This is a genomic window from Pseudomonas sp. ESBL9 (genome assembly GCF_036668715.1).
GTDB classification, from domain to species: Bacteria; Pseudomonadota; Gammaproteobacteria; order Pseudomonadales; family Pseudomonadaceae; genus Aquipseudomonas; species Aquipseudomonas lundensis.
Window position 1 is genome coordinate 56,021 of record NZ_JAZEVV010000009.1, and the last position, 17,343, is coordinate 73,363.

Below are 17,343 nucleotides of genomic sequence, written 5' to 3' on the forward strand. Positions count from 1 at the left end.
GGTCACGGTGACTATCCAGCATCCAGAGGAGAGCAGGGATGACCGTCAGAGTGTTGATATTGCCCGGGCTACTTGATTCAGGCCCCGATCATTGGCAATCCCATTGGGAACAGCGTTTCAGCGGCTTGAAGCGCGTTAAACAGACCGACTGGCAGACGCCATCCTGTGACGACTGGGTGCAGCGGTTGCATGAAAAGGTCACCGCCAGCCCGCGCCCGGTGGCGCTGGTGGCCCACAGCCTGGCCTGTACCCTGATTGCCCGCTGGGCACACGAACACCCGGAGGCGGCCAAGCAGGTGAGAGGCGCGTTGCTGGTGGCGCCCAGCGATACCGAAGCGGACAGTTACCCGTCAGGCACCCGGGGGTTTACCCCCATGCCCCTGAACAAGCTGCCGTTTGAGTCCATCACCGTCGCCAGCACGGACGATCCTTTTGTCGCGCTTGAGCGGGCACAGGCCTTTAGCGAGGCGTGGGGCAGCAAAAGGTTGGAGACATTGGACAATGCGGGGCATATCAATGCCGACAGTGGCCTGGGGTATTGGCCACAAGGGGTGGGGTTATTGTTTGAATTGACGGGCGATCCGCAATTCAAAACGGCTGCCGGGCACTGACAGTCCCCGCCATGCAGGAGCGCCCGCTGGCAGCTCCTGCACGCCCGCACAGGGCGATCAGTCGTCGGCGTTGGCCGCTTCAGCCACCACCAGGGGTGTTTTGAGCTTGTTCAGCAGCCCGTTGCGCAAGTCATTGCCGCTCGGTTGCTGATACACGCTGAGGCCGAACTCCGGCATCACCGACAGCAAGTAGTCAAAAATATCGCCCTGGATTTGCTCGTATTCGTCCCACACCGTGGTGCGTGTGAAGCAATACACTTCCAGCGGCACGCCCTGAGCGGTGGTCTGCATCTGGCGCACCATGCAGGTCATGTTCGGCTGAATCTCGGCATGGCTTTTCAAGTAAGCCAGCGCGTAGGCGCGGAACGTGCCGATGTTGGTCATGCGTCGACGGTTGGCTGACAGCTCGGCGACGTTGCCCTGGGCCTCGTTCCAGCTCTTGAGCTCGGCTTTTTTACGCGTCAGGTAGTCGCGCAACAAACGCACCTGCTCCAGCCGCTGCTCTTGTTCATCGGTGAGAAAGCCGATTTCGGCTGCATCGATAAACAGGCTGCGCTTGATCCGGCGCCCACCGGACTGCTGCATGCCGCGCCAGTTTTTAAACGACTCGGACATCAGGCGCCAGGTCGGAATCGAAACGATGGTTTTGTCGAAGTTCTGCACCTTGACCGTGTGCAGGGTGATGTCGATGACATCGCCGTCGGCACCCACTTGCGGCATTTCGATCCAGTCGCCCACGCGCAGCAGGTCGTTACTGGTCAACTGCACACTGGCCACGAATGACAGCAAGGTGTCTTTGTAGACCAGCAAAATGACCGCAGACATCGCCCCGAGGCCCGAGAGCAGCAGCATTGGCGAGCGGTCGATCAGGGTGGCGACGATGATGATTGCCGAAAACACATACAGCAGCATTTTGGTCAGCTGCACATAGCCCTTGATCGGGCGGGTCTTGGAGTAATTGGTGCGCGAGTAAATATCGAGCATCGCGTCCAGCAGCGCGCTGATGACCCGCGTCAGGACGAAAATGGTAATGGCCAGCGCCAGGTTGCCGAGAAAGTGGCGACCGTTGTCGCTCATGTCCGGCACCAGATTGCGCCCGAACTGCACCATCAGTGATGGCGTCAGTTGTGCCAGTCGGTGGAACACCTTGTGTTCGCGCAAGTCGTTGATCCAGTGCAGCGCCGGTTGGCGAGCGAGGATCTTGGTCACGCGCAAAATGAGGATGCGTGCAATGTGGCCGGCGATCAGCGCGATGCTCACCAGTACGATCAGGCCGAGCAGTGCCGACAGCCAGGGATGATCGTCAAGGTTGGCCCAAAGGGTCTGGAACTGAACCCAGAGTTGTTGAATATCCATAAGCGAAAACGTTACCCCAAAAGTAAATGGCTCATGGATTAGAGCATTTACCGGCGCTTTATGGGCTGACGTGGGACTAAAGACCCTAAAAAAGCAGTTGTTTCACACCGTTGGTGCAAAGAAACTCGGCCTGAGCGCTCGAAACCGTTACTCTATGCCGCTGATTTTTTGCATTTCTTCGAGGTAGCACCCGTGTTTTCCGATTTCGCCCTGCACGAACGCCTGCTTAAAGCTGTGGCCGAGCTTAAATTTGTCGAGCCTACGCCTGTGCAAGCAGCGGCCATTCCGCTCGCGCTCGAAGGGCGTGACCTGCGGGTAACAGCTCAGACCGGGAGTGGCAAGACCGCCGCTTTCGTCCTGCCGATCCTGAACCGCCTGATCGGCCCGGCCAAAATCCGCGTCAGCATCAAAGCCCTGATCCTGCTGCCGACCCGCGAGCTGGCACAGCAAACGCTGAAAGAAGTGGAGCGTTTTTCGCAGTTCACGTTCATCAAATCCGGCCTGATCACCGGGGGTGAAGACTTCAAGGTTCAGGCGGCCATGTTGCGCAAGGTGCCGGATATCCTGATCGGTACGCCGGGTCGTCTGCTGGAGCAACTGAACGCGGGCAATCTGGACCTCAAGGAAGTTGAAGTGCTGGTGCTCGACGAAGCCGACCGCATGCTCGACATGGGGTTCTCCGAAGACGTCCAGCGTCTGGTGGACGAATGCCCTAACCGCCAGCAGACCATGCTGTTCTCGGCCACCACCGGTGGTTCGGGCCTGCGTGACATGATTGGCAAGGTGCTGACCAACCCCGAGCACTTGCAGCTCAACCAGGTCAGCCAGTTGAACGCCACCACGCGTCAGCAGATCATCACCGCCGACCACAACCAGCATAAAGAGCAGATCGTTAACTGGTTGCTGGCGAACGAGACGTATCAGAAGGCCATTGTTTTCACCAATACCCGTGCCATGGCCGACCGTATCTACGGCCGTCTGGTGGCGCAGGAGTACAAGGCGTTTGTCTTGCACGGTGAGAAAGACCAGAAAGACCGCAAGCTGGCCATTGACCGTCTGAAGCAGGGCGGCGTGAAGATCCTGGTGGCGACCGATGTAGCAGCCCGTGGTCTGGACGTTGAAGGCCTGGACCTGGTGATCAACTTCGACATGCCGCGCAGTGGCGACGAATACGTGCACCGTATCGGCCGTACCGGCCGTGCAGGTAATGATGGCCTGGCGATCTCGCTGATCTGTCACGGTGACTGGAACTTGATGTCCAGCATCGAACGCTACCTGAAGCAAACCTTTGAGCGTCGCACCATCAAGGAAGTCAAAGGCACGTACGGCGGACCGAAAAAGGTTAAGGCCTCGGGCAAAGCGGTCGGCGTGAAAAAGAAAAAGACAGACGCCAAAGGCGACAAGAAGAAATCAGGCGCCAAGGCGCCTACCAAGCGCAAGATCGCCAATCGCCCGAAGACCGACGCTCTGTCGCTGGTCAGCAAGGACGGTATGGCGCCGCTCAAGCGTCGCAAGCCAGAAGCGCCGGCAGCGGAATAACCCCCCCCCGCAAGCGCTGTCAAAAACCCGGCCCAGGCCGGGTTTTTTTGCGTCTGTAAAACTGCGTCTGAACGTCTGTGGGGTTTGTCAGTCACTACTCATGAAGGATCTTTTATCCAACCGTACGGAGAGTGAAGCTGATGACCACTTATAACTGGACACTGATTGAGCGTCTTCTGCATGAAGTGCAAAACGGTGCTGGCGAGCCGTTCGCGCCGCGTAAGTATGCAGAGGATTACGCTGTTCAAATGGCTGATGAAGGCCAGAAGCTAGGCAGTCTCGATGATTTGAAGAAATTGGCCTCGGATTATGAAGCCTTGTTGTTGAAGCAGGGCTACATCGAGCCGCGTCCCAAAGACGAAGGCGGCACGGGTGAAAATTTTGTCCTGACGGAACGTGGATCGCGCCTGCTATGCATGATCGACAGCTCAAATCCGGGCAGCGAGCACCCGATACAGGTGTTGAATGAGCAAGTGGATCCCCTTGATCCCGAGACCTTCGATAGCGTCGCCGCAAAGCCCCAAATTGCTTGAGTCACCTTGCGTTTAACGCGGGTTCAGTAAAACGCGCGCTCGGCCTTGAGGGTGACCAGTCCGTCACATTGCGCGTTTTGCCCCGAATAGGCCGAGCATTGCGTGCCGTCCAGGTTGGAGTCGCTGTAGATCAGGTTGAGGTCGATGCCCATAAAGGGGCGTGAGAACTTGATGGACCAGTCATTGAAGGCGCGCACGCTCCCGCCTTCGGCAATCGATACCGGGGTGCCGAGCTGGTGGGTGGTGTATTTCATGCTCACGCCAATGCCGAAGGGCTGATTGACGCCCAGGTCGGCAAACAGGGTGGTGTCCTGTCGATCCGGGTCATTGCTGAAGGCCGCGCCGAAACGGGTGCCCAGAATGGTCAGCCCGGCATAGAACTGCTGGCTGTCGAGGGGGCTGAGTGAGGGGTAGCTGTAGTGAATCATCCCCAGTTCATAGCTCAGGGTCTGATCGAGCGGGTGCTTGTAGCCCATGTAAGTGTCGACTTCGAGGTTGGTGCCGGGCTTGATGCCCATGGTCGGCGCCCATTGGCCGACGTACCAGCCGCTGTCGTGGGTCAGGTCCAGGCCGCCGTGGAAGGTGGAGCCGGCACTGGTGGGTTTGACCAGGCCCTGAGCCATGCTGCGGCTGGGTTGAGTGGCCAGTTTGAGGTCGAAGTCCCCCAGCTCGCGGGAGAAAACGTGTGCATCAACTAACGTACTGGTCAACAGGGTGCTGGCCAGCATGAATGCCCGGGTGAGCATGGTTCCCTCCTGTATGGGCTCAGAGGCTTGATCTAGAGGCCTTAGAGGATACGGGTACGCGTCGGCCACAGGGTGCCGTTGGTCGATTTTTCGAAGATGGGGCGAAGCAGGAGAGGAGAGCTCGGTAGTCCTAGCGCTTTGTGGGCAAAGCGCAAGAGGACCAGGTCATGCGAGGGGTATTACTTTTTGCCGAGCGTGATCTGCTTGGACGGGCCGAACGTTTGACCGCTGACGCCTTTATCAATTTGCTGAATTTCGCCACCGGACTTCAGGAAGGCGGCAATTTGTGCATTGATAGAATCACTGGTTTCAACAGCAGGAGCTGGCTTTGCTTTGCTGGCGGATGCTTTTACACGCATGGCGGCTATTGACCTGTAGAAAATAACTTGGCCAGCGATAATACCTGAAACGCTTGACAATTGCTTGTTAAATATCGGCGTAAAATAATTATCGGCGCCGCTGATAATTATCGCGAACGGCTTATTAACCCGCTAACTCGCTGTTTTAATTCATAACAGCCGGGCATTTTTTAGCCTTGGGTTGCCACCGTGGAGTGGCTGCGCACTGACGAGCGGCAGCCGGAAATGCCAGCACATACCGCTAAATCAGGCGTGGCACAGATTTTTTCAGGCCTGGACGGTGCCGCTTCGGTGTGCCCGCCCAAACTCGGGTAGAATGCCGCCCACGTAATGAGGGTATTGGACATGGCTTTAATCGGTCGCTACAACAGTTTGCAAGTGGTTAAACACACTCACTTTGGTTTGTATCTCGATGGCGGGGCTGACGGGGAAATCCTGTTACCCAATCGTTATATTCCCAAAGATATTCCCAGTGAAGATGAAGATTGGCTCAACGTATTTGTTTATTTAGACAGCGATGACAAGTTAATTGCCACCACTGAAAAACCAAAAGTTCAGGTGGGTGAGTTCGCCAGTCTTAAAGTGGTGGAAGTTAATAGCATCGGCGTTTTCCTGGATTGGGGCTTGCCCAAGGATTTGCTGCTGCCGTATTCGGAAGAAAAACGCCAGATGAAGGCGGGCGAATACGTGGTGGTGCATGTCTATCTGGACAAACACACGCGTCGTATTACGGCCACTGCGCGTCTGGATCGCTACCTGGATAAAACCCCTGCCAACTATCAAGTGGGTCAGGAAGTCGACTTGCTGGTGGCTGAAGCCACTGACATGGGTTTCAAGGCAGTGATCAACAACAAGCACTGGGGCTTGATTCACAAGAATGAAATCTTCAAGTTCATGCGCGCAGGCAAGCAAGAGAAAGGCTTCATCAAAGAGATTCGCGCCGATGGCAAGATCAGCCTCAGCTTGCAGCCCGTCGGTCAAGAAGCCGCCAGCAGCCTGAACTCCAAGATCCTCGGCAAGTTGCGTGAACATGATGGCGTGCTCCCGGTGAGCGACAAGAGTGCCCCCGAGTTGATCAGCAGCCTGTTTGGTGTGAGCAAGGGCAACTTCAAGAAAGCCATCGGCTCGTTGTACAAGGAAGGCAAGATTACGATCCACCCGGACCGTATCGAATTGATCTGATCCACCTGCCAAGAGGGCTGTCGAGATGAGGAAAAGTGTTTGGGCGTACAGCGGCGTATTACTGGCTTTTCTGATTCTCGACGGCCTTTGGTTGGGTGTGCTCATGAGCTCCACCTATAAAGAGCTGTTCGGCCCCCTGATGCTGGCATCTCCCAATTGGGGGCCGGCAGCCGTGTTTTACTTGTTGTATGTGGCGGGCGTGGTGTTTTTTGTCGTGCGCCCGGCGCTGGCCCAGGGCAGTGCGCGCAGGGCGGCGGTCACCGGCGCGTTTTTCGGGTTGATCGCCTACGGCACCTATGACATGACCAACTGGGCCACCCTCAATGGCTGGTCGGCGCAGTTGGCGTTGATGGACATGGCCTGGGGGACGCTGTTGACCTGCCTGGCCTCACTTTCAGGTTATTGGACTGCTCGCAAAATGGCCGCGTGATGCACGTGGTGGCCCGACGCGTTTGTTGATGGATCCAGGGTGTTGATATGAGTGATTCGCGGCGGCCTACGGATTCGTTTGCCTTGCAAGTGATGCTGGGCCTTTGTTTGATCTGGGGCGTGCAGCAAGTGGTCATCAAAATGGCCGCTCCCGATATTGCGCCCGTGATGCAGGCGGCTGCCCGCTCGGGCATTGCGGCATTGCTGGTGGGTGTGCTGATCTGCTGCAAAGGCGGCTGGAGCCAGATGCCCTCCACGTGGCGCGCCGGTTTGCTGGCCGGCAGCTTGTTCGGTCTGGAGTTTTTCTTCATTGCCGAAGGTCTGCAATTGACCAGCGCTGCGCATATGTCGGTCTTCCTTTACACCGCCCCTATCTTTACTGCCCTGGGTGTCAACTGGTTGTTGCCCAGTGAGCGCTTGCGCCCGTTGCAGTGGCTGGGGATCTTCCTCGCGTTCCTCGGCATCGTGTTTGCTTTCGCGGGCGGCGTGTCGTTGGCCGACATGGACCGCAACATGCTGCTGGGCGATGCCTACGGGATTTTGGCCGGCATGGCCTGGGGTGCGACGACGGTGGTGGTGCGGGGCTCGCGACTGTCTGAAGCGCCGGTCACCCTGACGCTGTTTTACCAATTGATGGTCGGCTTTGTCGGGTTGTTGGTGATCGCGGCAGCCAGTGGCCAGATCAGCCACGTCAGCCTCAGCACCGTGGCGGTGGCCAGTGTGCTGTTTCAAGGGCTGGTGGTGTCGTTTTTCAGCTATTTGGTGTGGTTCTGGATGCTCAAACGTTATCTGGCGTCCAACCTGGCGGTGTTCTCGTTCATGACCCCACTGTTTGGCGTGACCTTTGGCGTGCTGGTGCTCGACGAACCGCTGAGTTTCAATTTTGTCGTGGGTGCCATTCTGGTGCTGTTCGGTATCACATTCGTCAGTGCCGAGCAGTGGTTGCGTCGGCGTCTGCGCACGCTGCTGGGCCATTGACCGATGGCATCGCCGGCCGCGGAGTCGGTGGCTGCAACATGGCGTAATGCCTTCAGTGCAACTTGCTGCCCCTGCATGAGTCAGAGTGGTGCGAGATTAGCCTAAAGTTCATTGACTTCGGGCAAGCATTGCGTAGGACTTAGGACTATTATCTGTACGAAGCGACCAAAGATTGAAGGTCGCCGTTGTCACCCCAAGGGGGATCTATGAAAGACAAACTGCAAAGCTGGCTCCATGACGTGGGCGTAGCGCTGGGCCTGATTGAGCCGCCGCTGCAACCTGTGCCGATTCCTGTCGACGAACCGCGTCGCCGCCCGCAACGCCGCCGCTAAGCACACGCCTGCGCTCGACGCAGGGGTTGGCTGTCTTGAAAAAAACGGGAGCGACCTCCGTTGTCGCACCCGCTGCCGTTGGTATTGAGCCAAACACATTCATTACCTTGCGTCGGATACTGGGGGCAGGGCGGCCGTAGGCTGACCCGTACGAAACCCTCCCCGAGAACGACCAGGCCGTAGCTGATCGGCGTCTTGGCACGCAGGCCCTCCTTGTAAAAAACACCCGCGCTGTAATAAAACCCAGGCTCATGTGGCTGATGGTGCATGAACCGCTGGCCTGTTTCCTGTAAAAAAGCGCCGAGTAACGGCGCCCGCGATTCACCCGATCCGCGATCTGCTGAATGCACAGCGCTATCCATCCTGAAGAGTTTTTGCCCCATGTCCCGAGCCCAATGCCCTCGTTGCTTGCGCCCCCAATCCCACTGTCTGTGCGAACTGATCCCACAGCTGGACAGTCGCACCCGGGTCTTGCTGTTGCAGCACCCGAGCGAAGTCAACCATGCCCTCAACACGGCACGCCTGGCCGCGCTGGGGCTGAAAAACGCCGAACTGCGGGTCGGTGAAACATTTGACGATCTGGACGTGCTGCTCAACCCGCCGGGTTATCAGGCGCGGCTGTTATTTCCGGGGGACGATGCGCAGTTGATCGAACCGCCATCGTCTTCAGAGGACAGTCAGCCGTGGTTACTGGTGGTGCCGGACGGCACGTGGCGCAAGGCGCGCAAGCTGCTGCACCTCAACCCGCTGTTGGCGCAACTGCCGCGGGTGACGCTGGCGCCAGGGGCTGTGTCGCGGTATCGCTTGCGCAAGGCGCCAGGGCCAGGGGCGCTGTCCACGCTGGAAGCCATTGTGCAAACCCTGGACATTCTTGAAGCCCCCGACGCTTTCACGCCCCTGCTGCGCCCGTTTGAAGCATTGATCGAGGGGCAGATTGCAGCCATGGGCCACGACACCTTCCAGCGTAACCATGGGCAGACTTAATCAGGTGCGGTCGAGGGCGAGGGCGTGTCAGGGCTTTTCGAGGGTTTTTTGCCGCAGGATATAAAGGCTGACCAGCACGGCGCTGAGCAGCATGAAACCGCGCGCCCAAGGCAGCGGCACCAGGTAGCACGACACGCCAATGCTCAACCACATCAAACCGATGGCATAGACTTTGCCTTTGAGCGGGATGCCGTTGCCGTCCAGGTAATCGCGTATCCACGGCCCCAGTCGCGGGTGATCCACCAGCCACTGATAAAAGCGCGGGGAGCTGCGGGCGAAACAGGCGGCGGCCAATAGCAGAAACGGCGTGGTGGGTAAAACGGGGAGGAAAATACCGATAACCCCCAGCGCTACACTCAGCCAGCCGATGGCGAACAGTGTGTAGCGCAGCAACCGGGGCCGGTTGCCGGGTAAGGGGTTAATCACTGATCTCTCAGTGATGGCGAGGCTTGAGAATCGCCGGTTTTTCGTCAGGGGCCTGGCACAACAGGTACAGGGCGGTCAGCGCTTCGGGGATCTGAACGATCATGTCGTCCATCAGGTTAGCGTCCTTGGCGATGTCTTCGAACTCCGGTTGCTCGTCGAACAGGCCCGAACCCACCATGATCGGCAGCAGCATCTCGCTGACTTCATCTTCAGCGGTTTCAAACCAGGCTTCTTCACGCATGAAGACACCTTCCATGAAGCCGATGCACCAGCCGCGCAGCTCGGAATCGTCCGGATCATCGCCCAGGTCCAGGTCGCAGGGCAGCTCGAACTCTTCGTCCGACGCCAGTTGGCGGGCGATGTGAGCCTTGAGCAGAACCAGTGTGGTTTCGATTTCTTCGCGCTGGGCATCGTCTTTGTACTGCGGCGACTCGGAGAAAACGGCGTCGATCCACTCGCGCTCCGGGACTTCCTCGGCGCAAATGGAGAGGGCGGTCAGAAAGCCGTGGGTGGCCACGTAGTCCAGCGCCTCGTCATGCAGATCGTCAGCGTCGAGGAAGACTTGCAGGCGGGTTAGTTGCTCAGCGAAGGACATTAGGACTACCTAGAAAATATACGATGCCGAATTCTAGGCTTTCTTGAGCCCGCAGGCCAGCCGCAGGGCGCATTTGCCATCACTTCCCGGTGATCGGTCATGCAATCACAAGGCCCTGCGCAGTAGAGCGCTCGGGTATACTGCCGCGTTTTGTGATGCCCTGCGCTGGATGCAGTGCGTCCCGCGCTGTGTGCCCGGGCCCTTGAACAGGCCCGAGGCCGCGCCGGACGCCCCGCGTGCGCAGGGGTGTTTCAGCGATTTCTGGAGTTTCTATGCTCGAACAGGCTCAACGCGTACTCAAAGACATCTTCGGCTACGACAGTTTCCGTGGCCGTCAGGGTGACATCATTGAGCGCGTGGCCAGTGGCGGCGACGCGTTGGTGCTGATGCCCACCGGCGGCGGCAAATCCTTGTGCTTCCAGGTCCCGGCCTTGTTGCGTGATGGTTTGGCGGTGGTGGTGTCACCCTTGATCGCCCTGATGGACGATCAGGTTGCCACCCTTGAAGAACTCGGTGTGGCAGCCGCTTCACTGAACTCGACGCTGAGCGCCGAGCAGCAGCGTGACCTGGCCAACCGCATCAAGCGTGGCGAAGTGAAAATGCTCTACCTGGCGCCCGAACGCCTGGTGCAGCCGCGCATGATGGCGTTTTTGCAGAGCCTTGATATCGCGCTGTTCGCCATCGACGAAGCCCATTGCGTGTCCCAGTGGGGCCATGACTTCCGCCCGGAATACCTGCAATTGGGCCAGTTGGCCGAGATGTTTCCCCAGGTGCCGCGCATCGCCCTGACCGCCACCGCCGACAAGCGTACCCGTGAAGAAATCGTCACCCGCCTGCACCTGCAAAACGCCGAGCGGTTTCTGTCGAGTTTTGACCGCCCGAACATCTTTTACCGCATCGTGCCCAAAGAGCAGCCGCGCAAGCAGTTGCTGGCATTTCTCTCCGAGCGGCGCAGTGATGCGGGCATTGTGTATTGCCTGTCGCGCAAAAAAGTGGATGAAGTCGCTCAGTTTCTCTGTGATCAGGGCTTCCCGGCACTGCCTTATCACGCCGGATTGCCCAGCGAAACCCGTGCAGCGAACCAGAAGCGCTTCCTGAACGAGGAAGGGCTGATCATGGTGGCGACCATCGCGTTCGGCATGGGCATCGACAAATCCAACGTACGTTTTGTCGCGCACCTGGATTTGCCCAAGTCCCTTGAGGCGTATTACCAGGAAACCGGCCGCGCCGGTCGTGACGGTTTGCCGGCCGATGCATGGATGGCTTATGGCCTGCAAGACGTGGTGATGCTCAAGCAAATGCTGCAAAACTCCGAGGGCGACGAGCGCCACAAGCGTCTTGAACATCACAAGCTCGATGCCATGCTCGCCCTGTGTGAAGAAACCCGCTGCCGCCGTCAGACACTGCTGGCCTATTTTGATGAAGACATGCCGCAACCTTGCGGGCATTGCGACAACTGTGTCGATGGCGTGCAAACCTGGGACGCCACCGAACCGGCGCGGCAGGCGTTGTCGGCGATTTATCGCACGGGGCAGCGTTACGGCACCGGTCATTTGATCGACGTGTTGCTGGGTCGCGACAATGAAAAGGTTCGCAGTTTCGGCCATCAGCATTTGTCCGTATTCGGCGTCGGCAAAGATCGCTCTGAAGGCGAGTGGCGCACCTTGTTCCGACAGCTGGTGGCCCGTGGTCTGGCTGACATTGATATCGAGGGCTACGGCGGGTTGCGCCTGAGCGACAGCTGCCGGCCGTTGCTGCGCGGGGAAGTGACCCTTGAACTGCGCCGCGAACTCAAGCCGCAAACCACGGTGCGCAGCAGTTCTGCCAGCCCGGCCAGTCAGCTGGTGCGTGGCGAAGAGCGCGAACAATGGGAAGCACTGCGGGCCTTGCGCCGCAAGCTGGCCGAAGAACACGGCGTGCCGCCTTACGTCATCTTCCCCGACTCAACCTTGCTGGAAATGCTGCGCAGCCAGCCCACCTCGTTGTCCGACATGGCCAAGGTCAGCGGCATTGGTGCGCGCAAGTTGGAGCGTTACGGCGAGGCGTTCCTTGAGGTGCTGGGCGGTCAGGCCGAAGCGCCGAAAGTGGTGGCCGATATTCGCCACGAGCTGATTAGTCTGGCGCGCGCAGGCATGACGCCGATGCAGATCGCCGGTCAGTTGCAGTGTTCTGAAAAGAATGTTTACACAATGCTGGCCGAAGCCATTGGCCGTCAGGAACTCTCGCTTGAGCAGGCGCTGGACCTGCCAGAAGCGCTCATGGAAGAAGTCCAGGACGCGTTCCTCGACGGTGAAGGTGAGCTGCCGAGCGTGGCCAGCATCGCTGAGCAATTCAAAGGCCGCGTGCCGGAAGGTGTGCTGTATTGCGTGCGCGCTGCCTTGCAATCGGAGTTTGAAATTTAAATCAAATCGCGATAGGTAACGTTTCAGTGACTTCAGGGTCTTGCCTATTGACAAGCTCCATGCTTAGCTGGCTAACAATTAGTTTCACTCTATTTCAGTCTAATCATTGAGTTTTTTATGCCTTTAACCGATCAACACCGTTTCGGTATGCAACTGGCCCAAATGTCTCGCGGTTGGCGTGCCGAATTGGATCGGCGCCTCGCGGGTCTGGGGTTGTCGCAGGCGCGCTGGCTGGTGCTGTTGCACCTGGCCCGTTTTGAAGGAGCGCCCACTCAGCGTGAATTGGCGCAAAGCGTTGGCGTCGAAGGGCCAACACTGGCGCGTTTGCTTGATAGTCTTGAAGCCCAAGGCCTGGTGCAGCGCCATGCGGTGATGGAAGACCGGCGGGCGAAAAAAATCGTTTTGAGTGAAACCGCACGGCCGTTGATCGGCCAGATTGAGGCCATTGCTTCGGCCCTGCGCCAGGAGTTGTTCGTCGGCATTAGCGAAGAAGAACAACGCATCTGCATGCGGGTGCACAAGCGCATCCTCGACAACCTCGAAAAAAACTGAGCAGTTGCCTTCCCTGCAGGGGCCGGCACCGTCTGCGCCAGCCCCCGCAATACAGACCTTAGAACGTCTGCCCCAGATTCAAATACAGCGCCTTCTGATCATCATCGTTAAAGCCATAGCTGAAGTTGAGCGGGCCCAGCGGTGTGTCGAATCCGATAAAGACGCTGGCTGCATTGATGTAACCGCTGTCGAATTCATTGTCGTTGTTCCAGGCGCGCCCGCGCTCCAGCGAGGCACCCGCGTACAAGGGGAAATCAAACGGCAAGTACGAGCGCGGCGTCAGGCGGCGGTAGTAGACGGCGCGCATCAGGCTGATGTTTTGCCCCGAGAGGGCGTCCTGACGAAACCCTGACAGTTGCCGGGCGCCGCCCAGCAGGAAGCTGGAAGTCACCACTTCAGCCTTGTCCAGCGTGCGGCCGTAGCGGCCACCCAGAATCCAGGTGTTGGGCCCGGCGCTCAGCGCTTTGTCCAGATGGAATTCCCACTGGCGGTAACGATCGTCCGAGCCCAGCGCCGGGTCGAACTGACGCACGCTCAGGCCAATGTCTTCGCCTTCATGGGGGAAGTACACGTTATCCAGCGAGTCAAATGAGTACTTAATGTCATAGAAGCCTTCGTTGAAGCTGGTGCTCGGCAGATCGCGTTCGCCAATTCTCACGTCCGCTTTACCCCATGCTTCACCAACGCCCAGACGGATCTCACCGCTGTTGCCGATTTGACGTCCTAAATTCAGGCCAAAACCGTAGCGTTCCAGTCGGTATTCGGCGATCGGGTCGTTGTCCAGAATGGCTTCGACGTTCTGTGACTGTGCATGCAGGTAGGGGGCGACAAAGTACCGCGAGCCGGCGTCCAGCGGTTGGTAGAACTCGCTGTAAAGCTCTTGCTGATCGCCGATCTGCACCCGGGTCAGCCATTCGGCGCCCAAGGTGTTGATGCCGTTTACCCGGTAACTGGCGCCGATGTTGAAGGCGCTGTCGCCGCGCATGTCGTCGGATAGGTTAAGCCCCAACCGCAGGTAGTCGGTGCCGCTGCGTTTGCCGCGCGCGCTGATGACCAGGGTTCGCTCTTTGCCCTTGTGCACCACGCGGTACTGCACTTGTTCGAAGTAATCCAGCCCGTACAGCGTGCCCATGTCCCGTTGCAAACGGCCCAGATCCAGCGGCTCACCCACAGGTTGGCGGATATAGTAGCGAATCACCGAGTCGCCAATTTTCGAATCGTTTTCGATCTTGATGGCGGTGATGACCGGGGTGCGCTCTTCAGGGGCACGCGCCGCATTGAGCTGGGCATCGGAAGGTTGGCGCAAACCGCTCATGCGGTTGGCCAGAACCTGGGTGGCGCGGTAGCCGGCGTCGATGATTTCCTGCGAGCGGCCAAAGTCCGTCACGCCATAACTGGCCAGCGCGGGCTGGATCAGGATGTCGTTCGGGGTCAAGGAGGCCAGTTGCACTTCGGAGTTGCTGCGGGTCATCAGCGTGATGGATTGATTGAGGATGTCGAATACCGTGTTCAGTTGCTTGCGGCCGCGTAATGGCGTGCCGATGTCGACCACGATCACAAGGTCAACCCCCATTTCGCGGGCGACATCCACCGGGATGTTGTCGACCATGCCTCCGTCCACCAGCAGTTGCCCGTTGATCTCGACCGGGGCGAACACGGCCGGGATCGACATGCTGGCGCGGATCACTTGCGGAAGATGGCCTTTGCGAAATACCACTTTCTCGCCGTTGACGATGTCAGTGGCGACGGCGCGAAACGGGATCGGCAGCTTGTCGAAATCGCGCACATCACTGCTATGTGCCAGCAGGCTTTCAAGCAGCAATGACAGGTTTTGCCCCTGAATCACACCGAGCGGCAGGCCCAGGCTGCCATCGTCACGGAAACTCAGTTTTTGCTTGACCAGAAAGTCGCGGTCATCCTGTTTGCGCCGGAATGGCACGTCCTCGCGCGCCGGTGCGTCGGACAGGGCCTCTTGCCAGTCGATGCCCAGAGCGAGCTTTTCCAGCTCTTCAATCTTGTAACCCGAGGCATAGAGCCCGCCGATCACAGCGCCCATGCTGGTGCCGGCGATGGCATCAATGTGGATACCTTGCTCCTCCAGCGCCTTGAGCACACCGACGTGGGCCAGGCCGCGTGCGGCGCCGCCCGAGAGCACGAGCCCGATTTTCGGCTGCGTTTTTTCGGCGGCAAACAGCATCAGTGGGCACAGGCAAAGCAGTAAACAACAGAGCAGGCGGCGCATCGTGAATCTCTGGGCAAGCGACAAAGGCGGCTATTATAGCGGCGCCTTTCTTTCCACGAGCTTTCGAAATCATGTCAGTCAACAAGCCGCACATTGTCATCACCTATTGCACCCAATGCCAATGGCTGCTGCGCGCCGCGTGGCTGGCCCAGGAGCTGCTCAGCACCTTTGCAGACGATCTGGGGCGTGTGGCGCTGGAACCCGGCACGGGTGGGGTATTTCGCATCACCTGTGACGGCGTGCAGATCTGGGAGCGCAAAGCCGACGGGGGCTTCCCGGAGGCCAAGGTACTCAAGCAGCGGGTGCGGGACCAGATTGACCCGCAACGCGACCTGGGGCACAACGACCGGGTTCAGTGAGCGGCGTCGAGTTTTACCTTGGCCGGGGCAGGGCTGCTGGCCAGGCGGCTGGACACCACAATCGCGATGATGATCAGCGCACCGCCCAGCAACATGCGCAGGGTCGGGGTTTCGTGGAACAACAGCCACGCCAGCGTGATGCCATACACCGGCTCTAACGCGAACACCACTGCTGCCGTGCGGGCCTTGATCACCGCGAGGCTGGCCACGAACAGGCTGTGGGCAACGCCGGTGCACAGCACGCCGAGCAGCCCGATCCACAGCCAGTCGAGCGGGCGAACGGCGCTCAGTTGCGGCGCGGCAAACGGCAGCAGGCACAGGGCAACCACAGCGTTCTGCCACATGGCCGCCTGCACGGCGGGGACGCGCCCGGCATTGGCGCGGTTGTTGAGGGACAACAATGAAAACGTCAGGCCGGAGGCGATGGCCCACAGCAGGCCTTCTGTGGCCTGACTGGCCAGGTCAAAACTGGGGGTGACCAGAATCAGCCCGACGCTGACCAACATCACCAGCACCCCTTCGTTGAAGCGAATGCGCTCGCGAAAAATCAACCCTTCGAGCAACACGGTAAAGGCCGGAAAACTGGCAAAGCCCAGCGTGGCAATGACAACCCCGGCCACTTTGACCGCGACGAAAAAACTCACCCAGTGTGCCGCCAGCAGCCCTCCGCTGATCAGCAGGCTGCGGGCGTCTTTGAGCGTCAGTGAATACCAGCGCGTACGTCTGGACAGGGCGGCAAAGCCGGCGAGGGCGATGACTGCAAAGCCGGCGCGTCCCAGCACAATCACAGCGGCCGAAGCCGCCGCGAGTTTGCCGAATACGCCGGTCAGGCCAAACATCAATGCGCCGATATGCAAGGCGCCCAGAGCAGTACGCGGAGTCATCACAGTCCTTGAGTGGTATGAGGCATGGCGTGCAGTCTAGAGCGTCGGGCGAGCCGTTGTCTGTCGCGAAACGGCGATCAATTGTCGTCAGGCTCGCGGCGCAATGCGCGGGGGGATGCGCCGAACTCGCGCAGCATGGCAGCCGCAAAGGCGCTTTGTGAGCCATAACCGACGCGGCTGGCCACGTCACCCACTGCCAGCGAGGTCTGGCGCAGCAGGTGCAGCGCGTGGCGCAGACGGCGCTGGCGTACATATTCCATGGGTGTTTGTCCGCATTCGCTGATAAAGCGACTGTGCAAGCGGGCGCACGACAAATCTGCTACTTGCGCCAGATCCGCCACTTGTAACGGGTAAGCCGCATGCTGGTCGATGTAGGCATCAAGCCTGGCAAAAGGCAGGTGTGCACGGGGGCTCTGCGCGGGCGTGTTCAAACTGGCGAGCAACAGGATCGCCCCTTGCCGGGCGATCAACGGGTCCGCGACCGGGCTGGCGGCGAGCCACTGCACCAATTGCTCCTGGCGCGGGTCAAGGGTGTGTTGGCCCGCGGTGCCCAGCAGCCGTCGGCTGGCCTCGGCGTGGCTGCCCAGCGTGTCTTTCAGCCATTGCTCGTCAGGCACATCCAGCACCAGGCAGCGACTGCCGTGTGCGCTGTCGCACGCATGGTGAGCACCGGCAGGGATCACCATGACGTGCTGCTGGCGCAACAGGCTGGCGCGGCCCTCGATTTCAAAATCGAGGGCGCCGGACACATTGATCACCAGTTGCGCATGGTCATGGACGTGAGCAATCACGTCTTCACGGTAGTGGCGCAGCGAAAGAATGTGCCCCATGCAG

19 protein-coding genes are annotated in these 17,343 nt (G+C 59.2%); 11 read left to right on the forward strand and 8 right to left on the reverse strand.

Annotated features, from left to right (window positions below):
* Positions 1-38 precede the first annotated feature (38 nt).
* Positions 39-611, forward strand: a complete 573-nt coding sequence (locus V6F78_RS20265; RefSeq protein WP_047276057.1) for an RBBP9/YdeN family alpha/beta hydrolase — start codon at positions 39-41, stop codon at positions 609-611.
* Positions 612-668: 57 nt separating this feature from the next.
* Here the strand turns inward: V6F78_RS20265 and V6F78_RS20270 are convergent, their stop codons facing one another.
* On the reverse strand, positions 669-1,967 hold the full coding sequence (locus V6F78_RS20270) for a mechanosensitive ion channel family protein (RefSeq protein ID WP_095008410.1): 1,299 nt from the start codon (positions 1,965-1,967) through the stop codon (positions 669-671).
* Positions 1,968-2,159: 192 nt separating this feature from the next.
* On the opposite strand from V6F78_RS20270, the gene V6F78_RS20275 reads away from it, so the two are divergent.
* Positions 2,160-3,506, forward strand: coding sequence for a DEAD/DEAH box helicase (locus V6F78_RS20275; protein WP_047276053.1), 1,347 nt, complete (start codon positions 2,160-2,162; stop codon positions 3,504-3,506).
* A gap of 140 nt (positions 3,507-3,646) precedes the next feature.
* Positions 3,647-4,039 carry a transcriptional regulator gene (locus V6F78_RS20280; protein WP_314398689.1) on the forward strand — a complete coding sequence of 131 codons (393 nt, stop codon included), beginning with the start codon at positions 3,647-3,649 and terminating at the stop codon, positions 4,037-4,039.
* 23 nt (positions 4,040-4,062) lie between these two features.
* On the opposite strand, the gene V6F78_RS20285 is transcribed toward V6F78_RS20280, so the two are convergent.
* Together V6F78_RS20285 and V6F78_RS20290 are read right to left on the reverse strand one after the other, a co-directional pair.
* The gene (locus V6F78_RS20285) at positions 4,063-4,785 is read right to left on the reverse strand and encodes a TorF family putative porin (RefSeq protein ID WP_047294595.1); all 723 of its coding nucleotides are present in this window, start codon (positions 4,783-4,785) and stop codon (positions 4,063-4,065) included.
* Between the two features lie 179 nt (positions 4,786-4,964).
* Entirely contained in the window at positions 4,965-5,144 is a 180-nt protein-coding gene (locus V6F78_RS20290; protein WP_019410559.1) for a hypothetical protein, read from the reverse strand.
* 345 nt (positions 5,145-5,489) lie between these two features.
* Between V6F78_RS20290 and V6F78_RS20295 the strand changes: the two genes are divergently transcribed.
* From V6F78_RS20295 to V6F78_RS20315, 5 genes are all read left to right on the forward strand, one after another.
* Positions 5,490-6,326, forward strand: a complete 837-nt coding sequence (locus V6F78_RS20295; protein ID WP_047276046.1) for a CvfB family protein — start codon at positions 5,490-5,492, stop codon at positions 6,324-6,326.
* Between the two features lie 25 nt (positions 6,327-6,351).
* A complete protein-coding gene (locus V6F78_RS20300) occupies positions 6,352-6,756 on the forward strand; it encodes a DUF2177 family protein (RefSeq protein ID WP_047276044.1) in 405 nt (134 codons plus the stop codon).
* A gap of 47 nt (positions 6,757-6,803) precedes the next feature.
* On the forward strand, positions 6,804-7,733 hold the full coding sequence (locus V6F78_RS20305; RefSeq protein ID WP_047294592.1) for a DMT family transporter: 930 nt from the start codon (positions 6,804-6,806) through the stop codon (positions 7,731-7,733).
* 206 nt (positions 7,734-7,939) lie between these two features.
* Positions 7,940-8,065, forward strand: coding sequence for a PA1414 family protein (locus V6F78_RS20310; protein ID WP_256542973.1), 126 nt, complete (start codon positions 7,940-7,942; stop codon positions 8,063-8,065).
* 381 nt (positions 8,066-8,446) lie between these two features.
* The gene (locus V6F78_RS20315) at positions 8,447-9,049 is read left to right on the forward strand and encodes a tRNA-uridine aminocarboxypropyltransferase (RefSeq protein WP_047294589.1); all 603 of its coding nucleotides are present in this window, start codon (positions 8,447-8,449) and stop codon (positions 9,047-9,049) included.
* 27 nt (positions 9,050-9,076) lie between these two features.
* Here the strand turns inward: V6F78_RS20315 and V6F78_RS20320 are convergent, their stop codons facing one another.
* Both V6F78_RS20320 and V6F78_RS20325 read right to left on the reverse strand, forming a co-directional pair.
* Positions 9,077-9,475, reverse strand: a complete 399-nt coding sequence (locus V6F78_RS20320; RefSeq protein WP_332728061.1) for a YbaN family protein — start codon at positions 9,473-9,475, stop codon at positions 9,077-9,079.
* 7 nt (positions 9,476-9,482) lie between these two features.
* Entirely contained in the window at positions 9,483-10,070 is a 588-nt protein-coding gene (locus V6F78_RS20325) for a UPF0149 family protein (protein ID WP_047276116.1), read from the reverse strand.
* 272 nt (positions 10,071-10,342) lie between these two features.
* Here V6F78_RS20325 and recQ point away from each other — a divergent pair, with 272 nt between their 5' ends.
* Together recQ and V6F78_RS20335 are read left to right on the forward strand one after the other, a co-directional pair.
* Positions 10,343-12,472 (forward strand): DNA helicase RecQ, encoded by a 2,130-nt coding sequence (gene recQ / locus V6F78_RS20330; RefSeq protein WP_047294587.1) that lies wholly within the window; start codon positions 10,343-10,345, stop codon positions 12,470-12,472.
* Between the two features lie 117 nt (positions 12,473-12,589).
* Positions 12,590-13,024 carry a MarR family transcriptional regulator gene (locus V6F78_RS20335; RefSeq protein WP_047294585.1) on the forward strand — a complete coding sequence of 145 codons (435 nt, stop codon included), beginning with the start codon at positions 12,590-12,592 and terminating at the stop codon, positions 13,022-13,024.
* A 58-nt stretch (positions 13,025-13,082) separates the two neighbouring features.
* On the opposite strand, the gene V6F78_RS20340 is transcribed toward V6F78_RS20335, so the two are convergent.
* Complete coding sequence (locus V6F78_RS20340; RefSeq protein ID WP_047276031.1) at positions 13,083-15,266, reverse strand: patatin-like phospholipase family protein; 2,184 nt, start codon at positions 15,264-15,266, stop codon at positions 13,083-13,085.
* A gap of 71 nt (positions 15,267-15,337) precedes the next feature.
* On the opposite strand from V6F78_RS20340, the gene V6F78_RS20345 reads away from it, so the two are divergent.
* Positions 15,338-15,625 carry a SelT/SelW/SelH family protein gene (locus V6F78_RS20345; protein ID WP_047294583.1) on the forward strand — a complete coding sequence of 96 codons (288 nt, stop codon included), beginning with the start codon at positions 15,338-15,340 and terminating at the stop codon, positions 15,623-15,625.
* Here the strand turns inward: V6F78_RS20345 and V6F78_RS20350 are convergent.
* Both V6F78_RS20350 and V6F78_RS20355 read right to left on the reverse strand, forming a co-directional pair.
* On the reverse strand, positions 15,619-16,509 hold the full coding sequence (locus tag V6F78_RS20350) for a DMT family transporter (protein ID WP_332728064.1): 891 nt from the start codon (positions 16,507-16,509) through the stop codon (positions 15,619-15,621). The two genes, V6F78_RS20345 and V6F78_RS20350, sit on opposite strands and share 7 nt — an antisense overlap.
* A gap of 77 nt (positions 16,510-16,586) precedes the next feature.
* Positions 16,587-17,339 (reverse strand): helix-turn-helix transcriptional regulator, encoded by a 753-nt coding sequence (locus tag V6F78_RS20355; protein WP_047294578.1) that lies wholly within the window; start codon positions 17,337-17,339, stop codon positions 16,587-16,589.
* Positions 17,340-17,343 lie beyond the last annotated feature (4 nt).

What these genes read in the sequence shown, in the direction of transcription:
- V6F78_RS20265 (WP_047276057.1), top strand. Translation starts at nt 39, where the DNA reads ATGACCGTCAGAGTGTTGATATTGCCCGGGCTACTTGATTCAGGCCCC.
- V6F78_RS20270 (WP_095008410.1), bottom strand. Translation starts at nt 1,967, where the DNA reads ATGGATATTCAACAACTCTGGGTTCAGTTCCAGACCCTTTGGGCCAAC.
- V6F78_RS20280 (WP_314398689.1), top strand. Translation starts at nt 3,647, where the DNA reads ATGACCACTTATAACTGGACACTGATTGAGCGTCTTCTGCATGAAGTG.
- V6F78_RS20285 (WP_047294595.1), bottom strand. Translation starts at nt 4,785, where the DNA reads ATGCTCACCCGGGCATTCATGCTGGCCAGCACCCTGTTGACCAGTACG.
- V6F78_RS20290 (WP_019410559.1), bottom strand. Translation starts at nt 5,144, where the DNA reads ATGCGTGTAAAAGCATCCGCCAGCAAAGCAAAGCCAGCTCCTGCTGTT.
- V6F78_RS20295 (WP_047276046.1), top strand. Translation starts at nt 5,490, where the DNA reads ATGGCTTTAATCGGTCGCTACAACAGTTTGCAAGTGGTTAAACACACT.
- V6F78_RS20300 (WP_047276044.1), top strand. Translation starts at nt 6,352, where the DNA reads ATGAGGAAAAGTGTTTGGGCGTACAGCGGCGTATTACTGGCTTTTCTG.
- V6F78_RS20305 (WP_047294592.1), top strand. Translation starts at nt 6,804, where the DNA reads ATGAGTGATTCGCGGCGGCCTACGGATTCGTTTGCCTTGCAAGTGATG.
- V6F78_RS20310 (WP_256542973.1), top strand. Translation starts at nt 7,940, where the DNA reads ATGAAAGACAAACTGCAAAGCTGGCTCCATGACGTGGGCGTAGCGCTG.
- V6F78_RS20315 (WP_047294589.1), top strand. Translation starts at nt 8,447, where the DNA reads ATGTCCCGAGCCCAATGCCCTCGTTGCTTGCGCCCCCAATCCCACTGT.
- V6F78_RS20325 (WP_047276116.1), bottom strand. Translation starts at nt 10,070, where the DNA reads ATGTCCTTCGCTGAGCAACTAACCCGCCTGCAAGTCTTCCTCGACGCT.
- recQ (WP_047294587.1), top strand. Translation starts at nt 10,343, where the DNA reads ATGCTCGAACAGGCTCAACGCGTACTCAAAGACATCTTCGGCTACGAC.
- V6F78_RS20335 (WP_047294585.1), top strand. Translation starts at nt 12,590, where the DNA reads ATGCCTTTAACCGATCAACACCGTTTCGGTATGCAACTGGCCCAAATG.
- V6F78_RS20340 (WP_047276031.1), bottom strand. Translation starts at nt 15,266, where the DNA reads ATGCGCCGCCTGCTCTGTTGTTTACTGCTTTGCCTGTGCCCACTGATG.
- V6F78_RS20345 (WP_047294583.1), top strand. Translation starts at nt 15,338, where the DNA reads ATGTCAGTCAACAAGCCGCACATTGTCATCACCTATTGCACCCAATGC.
- V6F78_RS20350 (WP_332728064.1), bottom strand. Translation starts at nt 16,509, where the DNA reads ATGACTCCGCGTACTGCTCTGGGCGCCTTGCATATCGGCGCATTGATG.
- V6F78_RS20355 (WP_047294578.1), bottom strand. Translation starts at nt 17,339, where the DNA reads ATGGGGCACATTCTTTCGCTGCGCCACTACCGTGAAGACGTGATTGCT.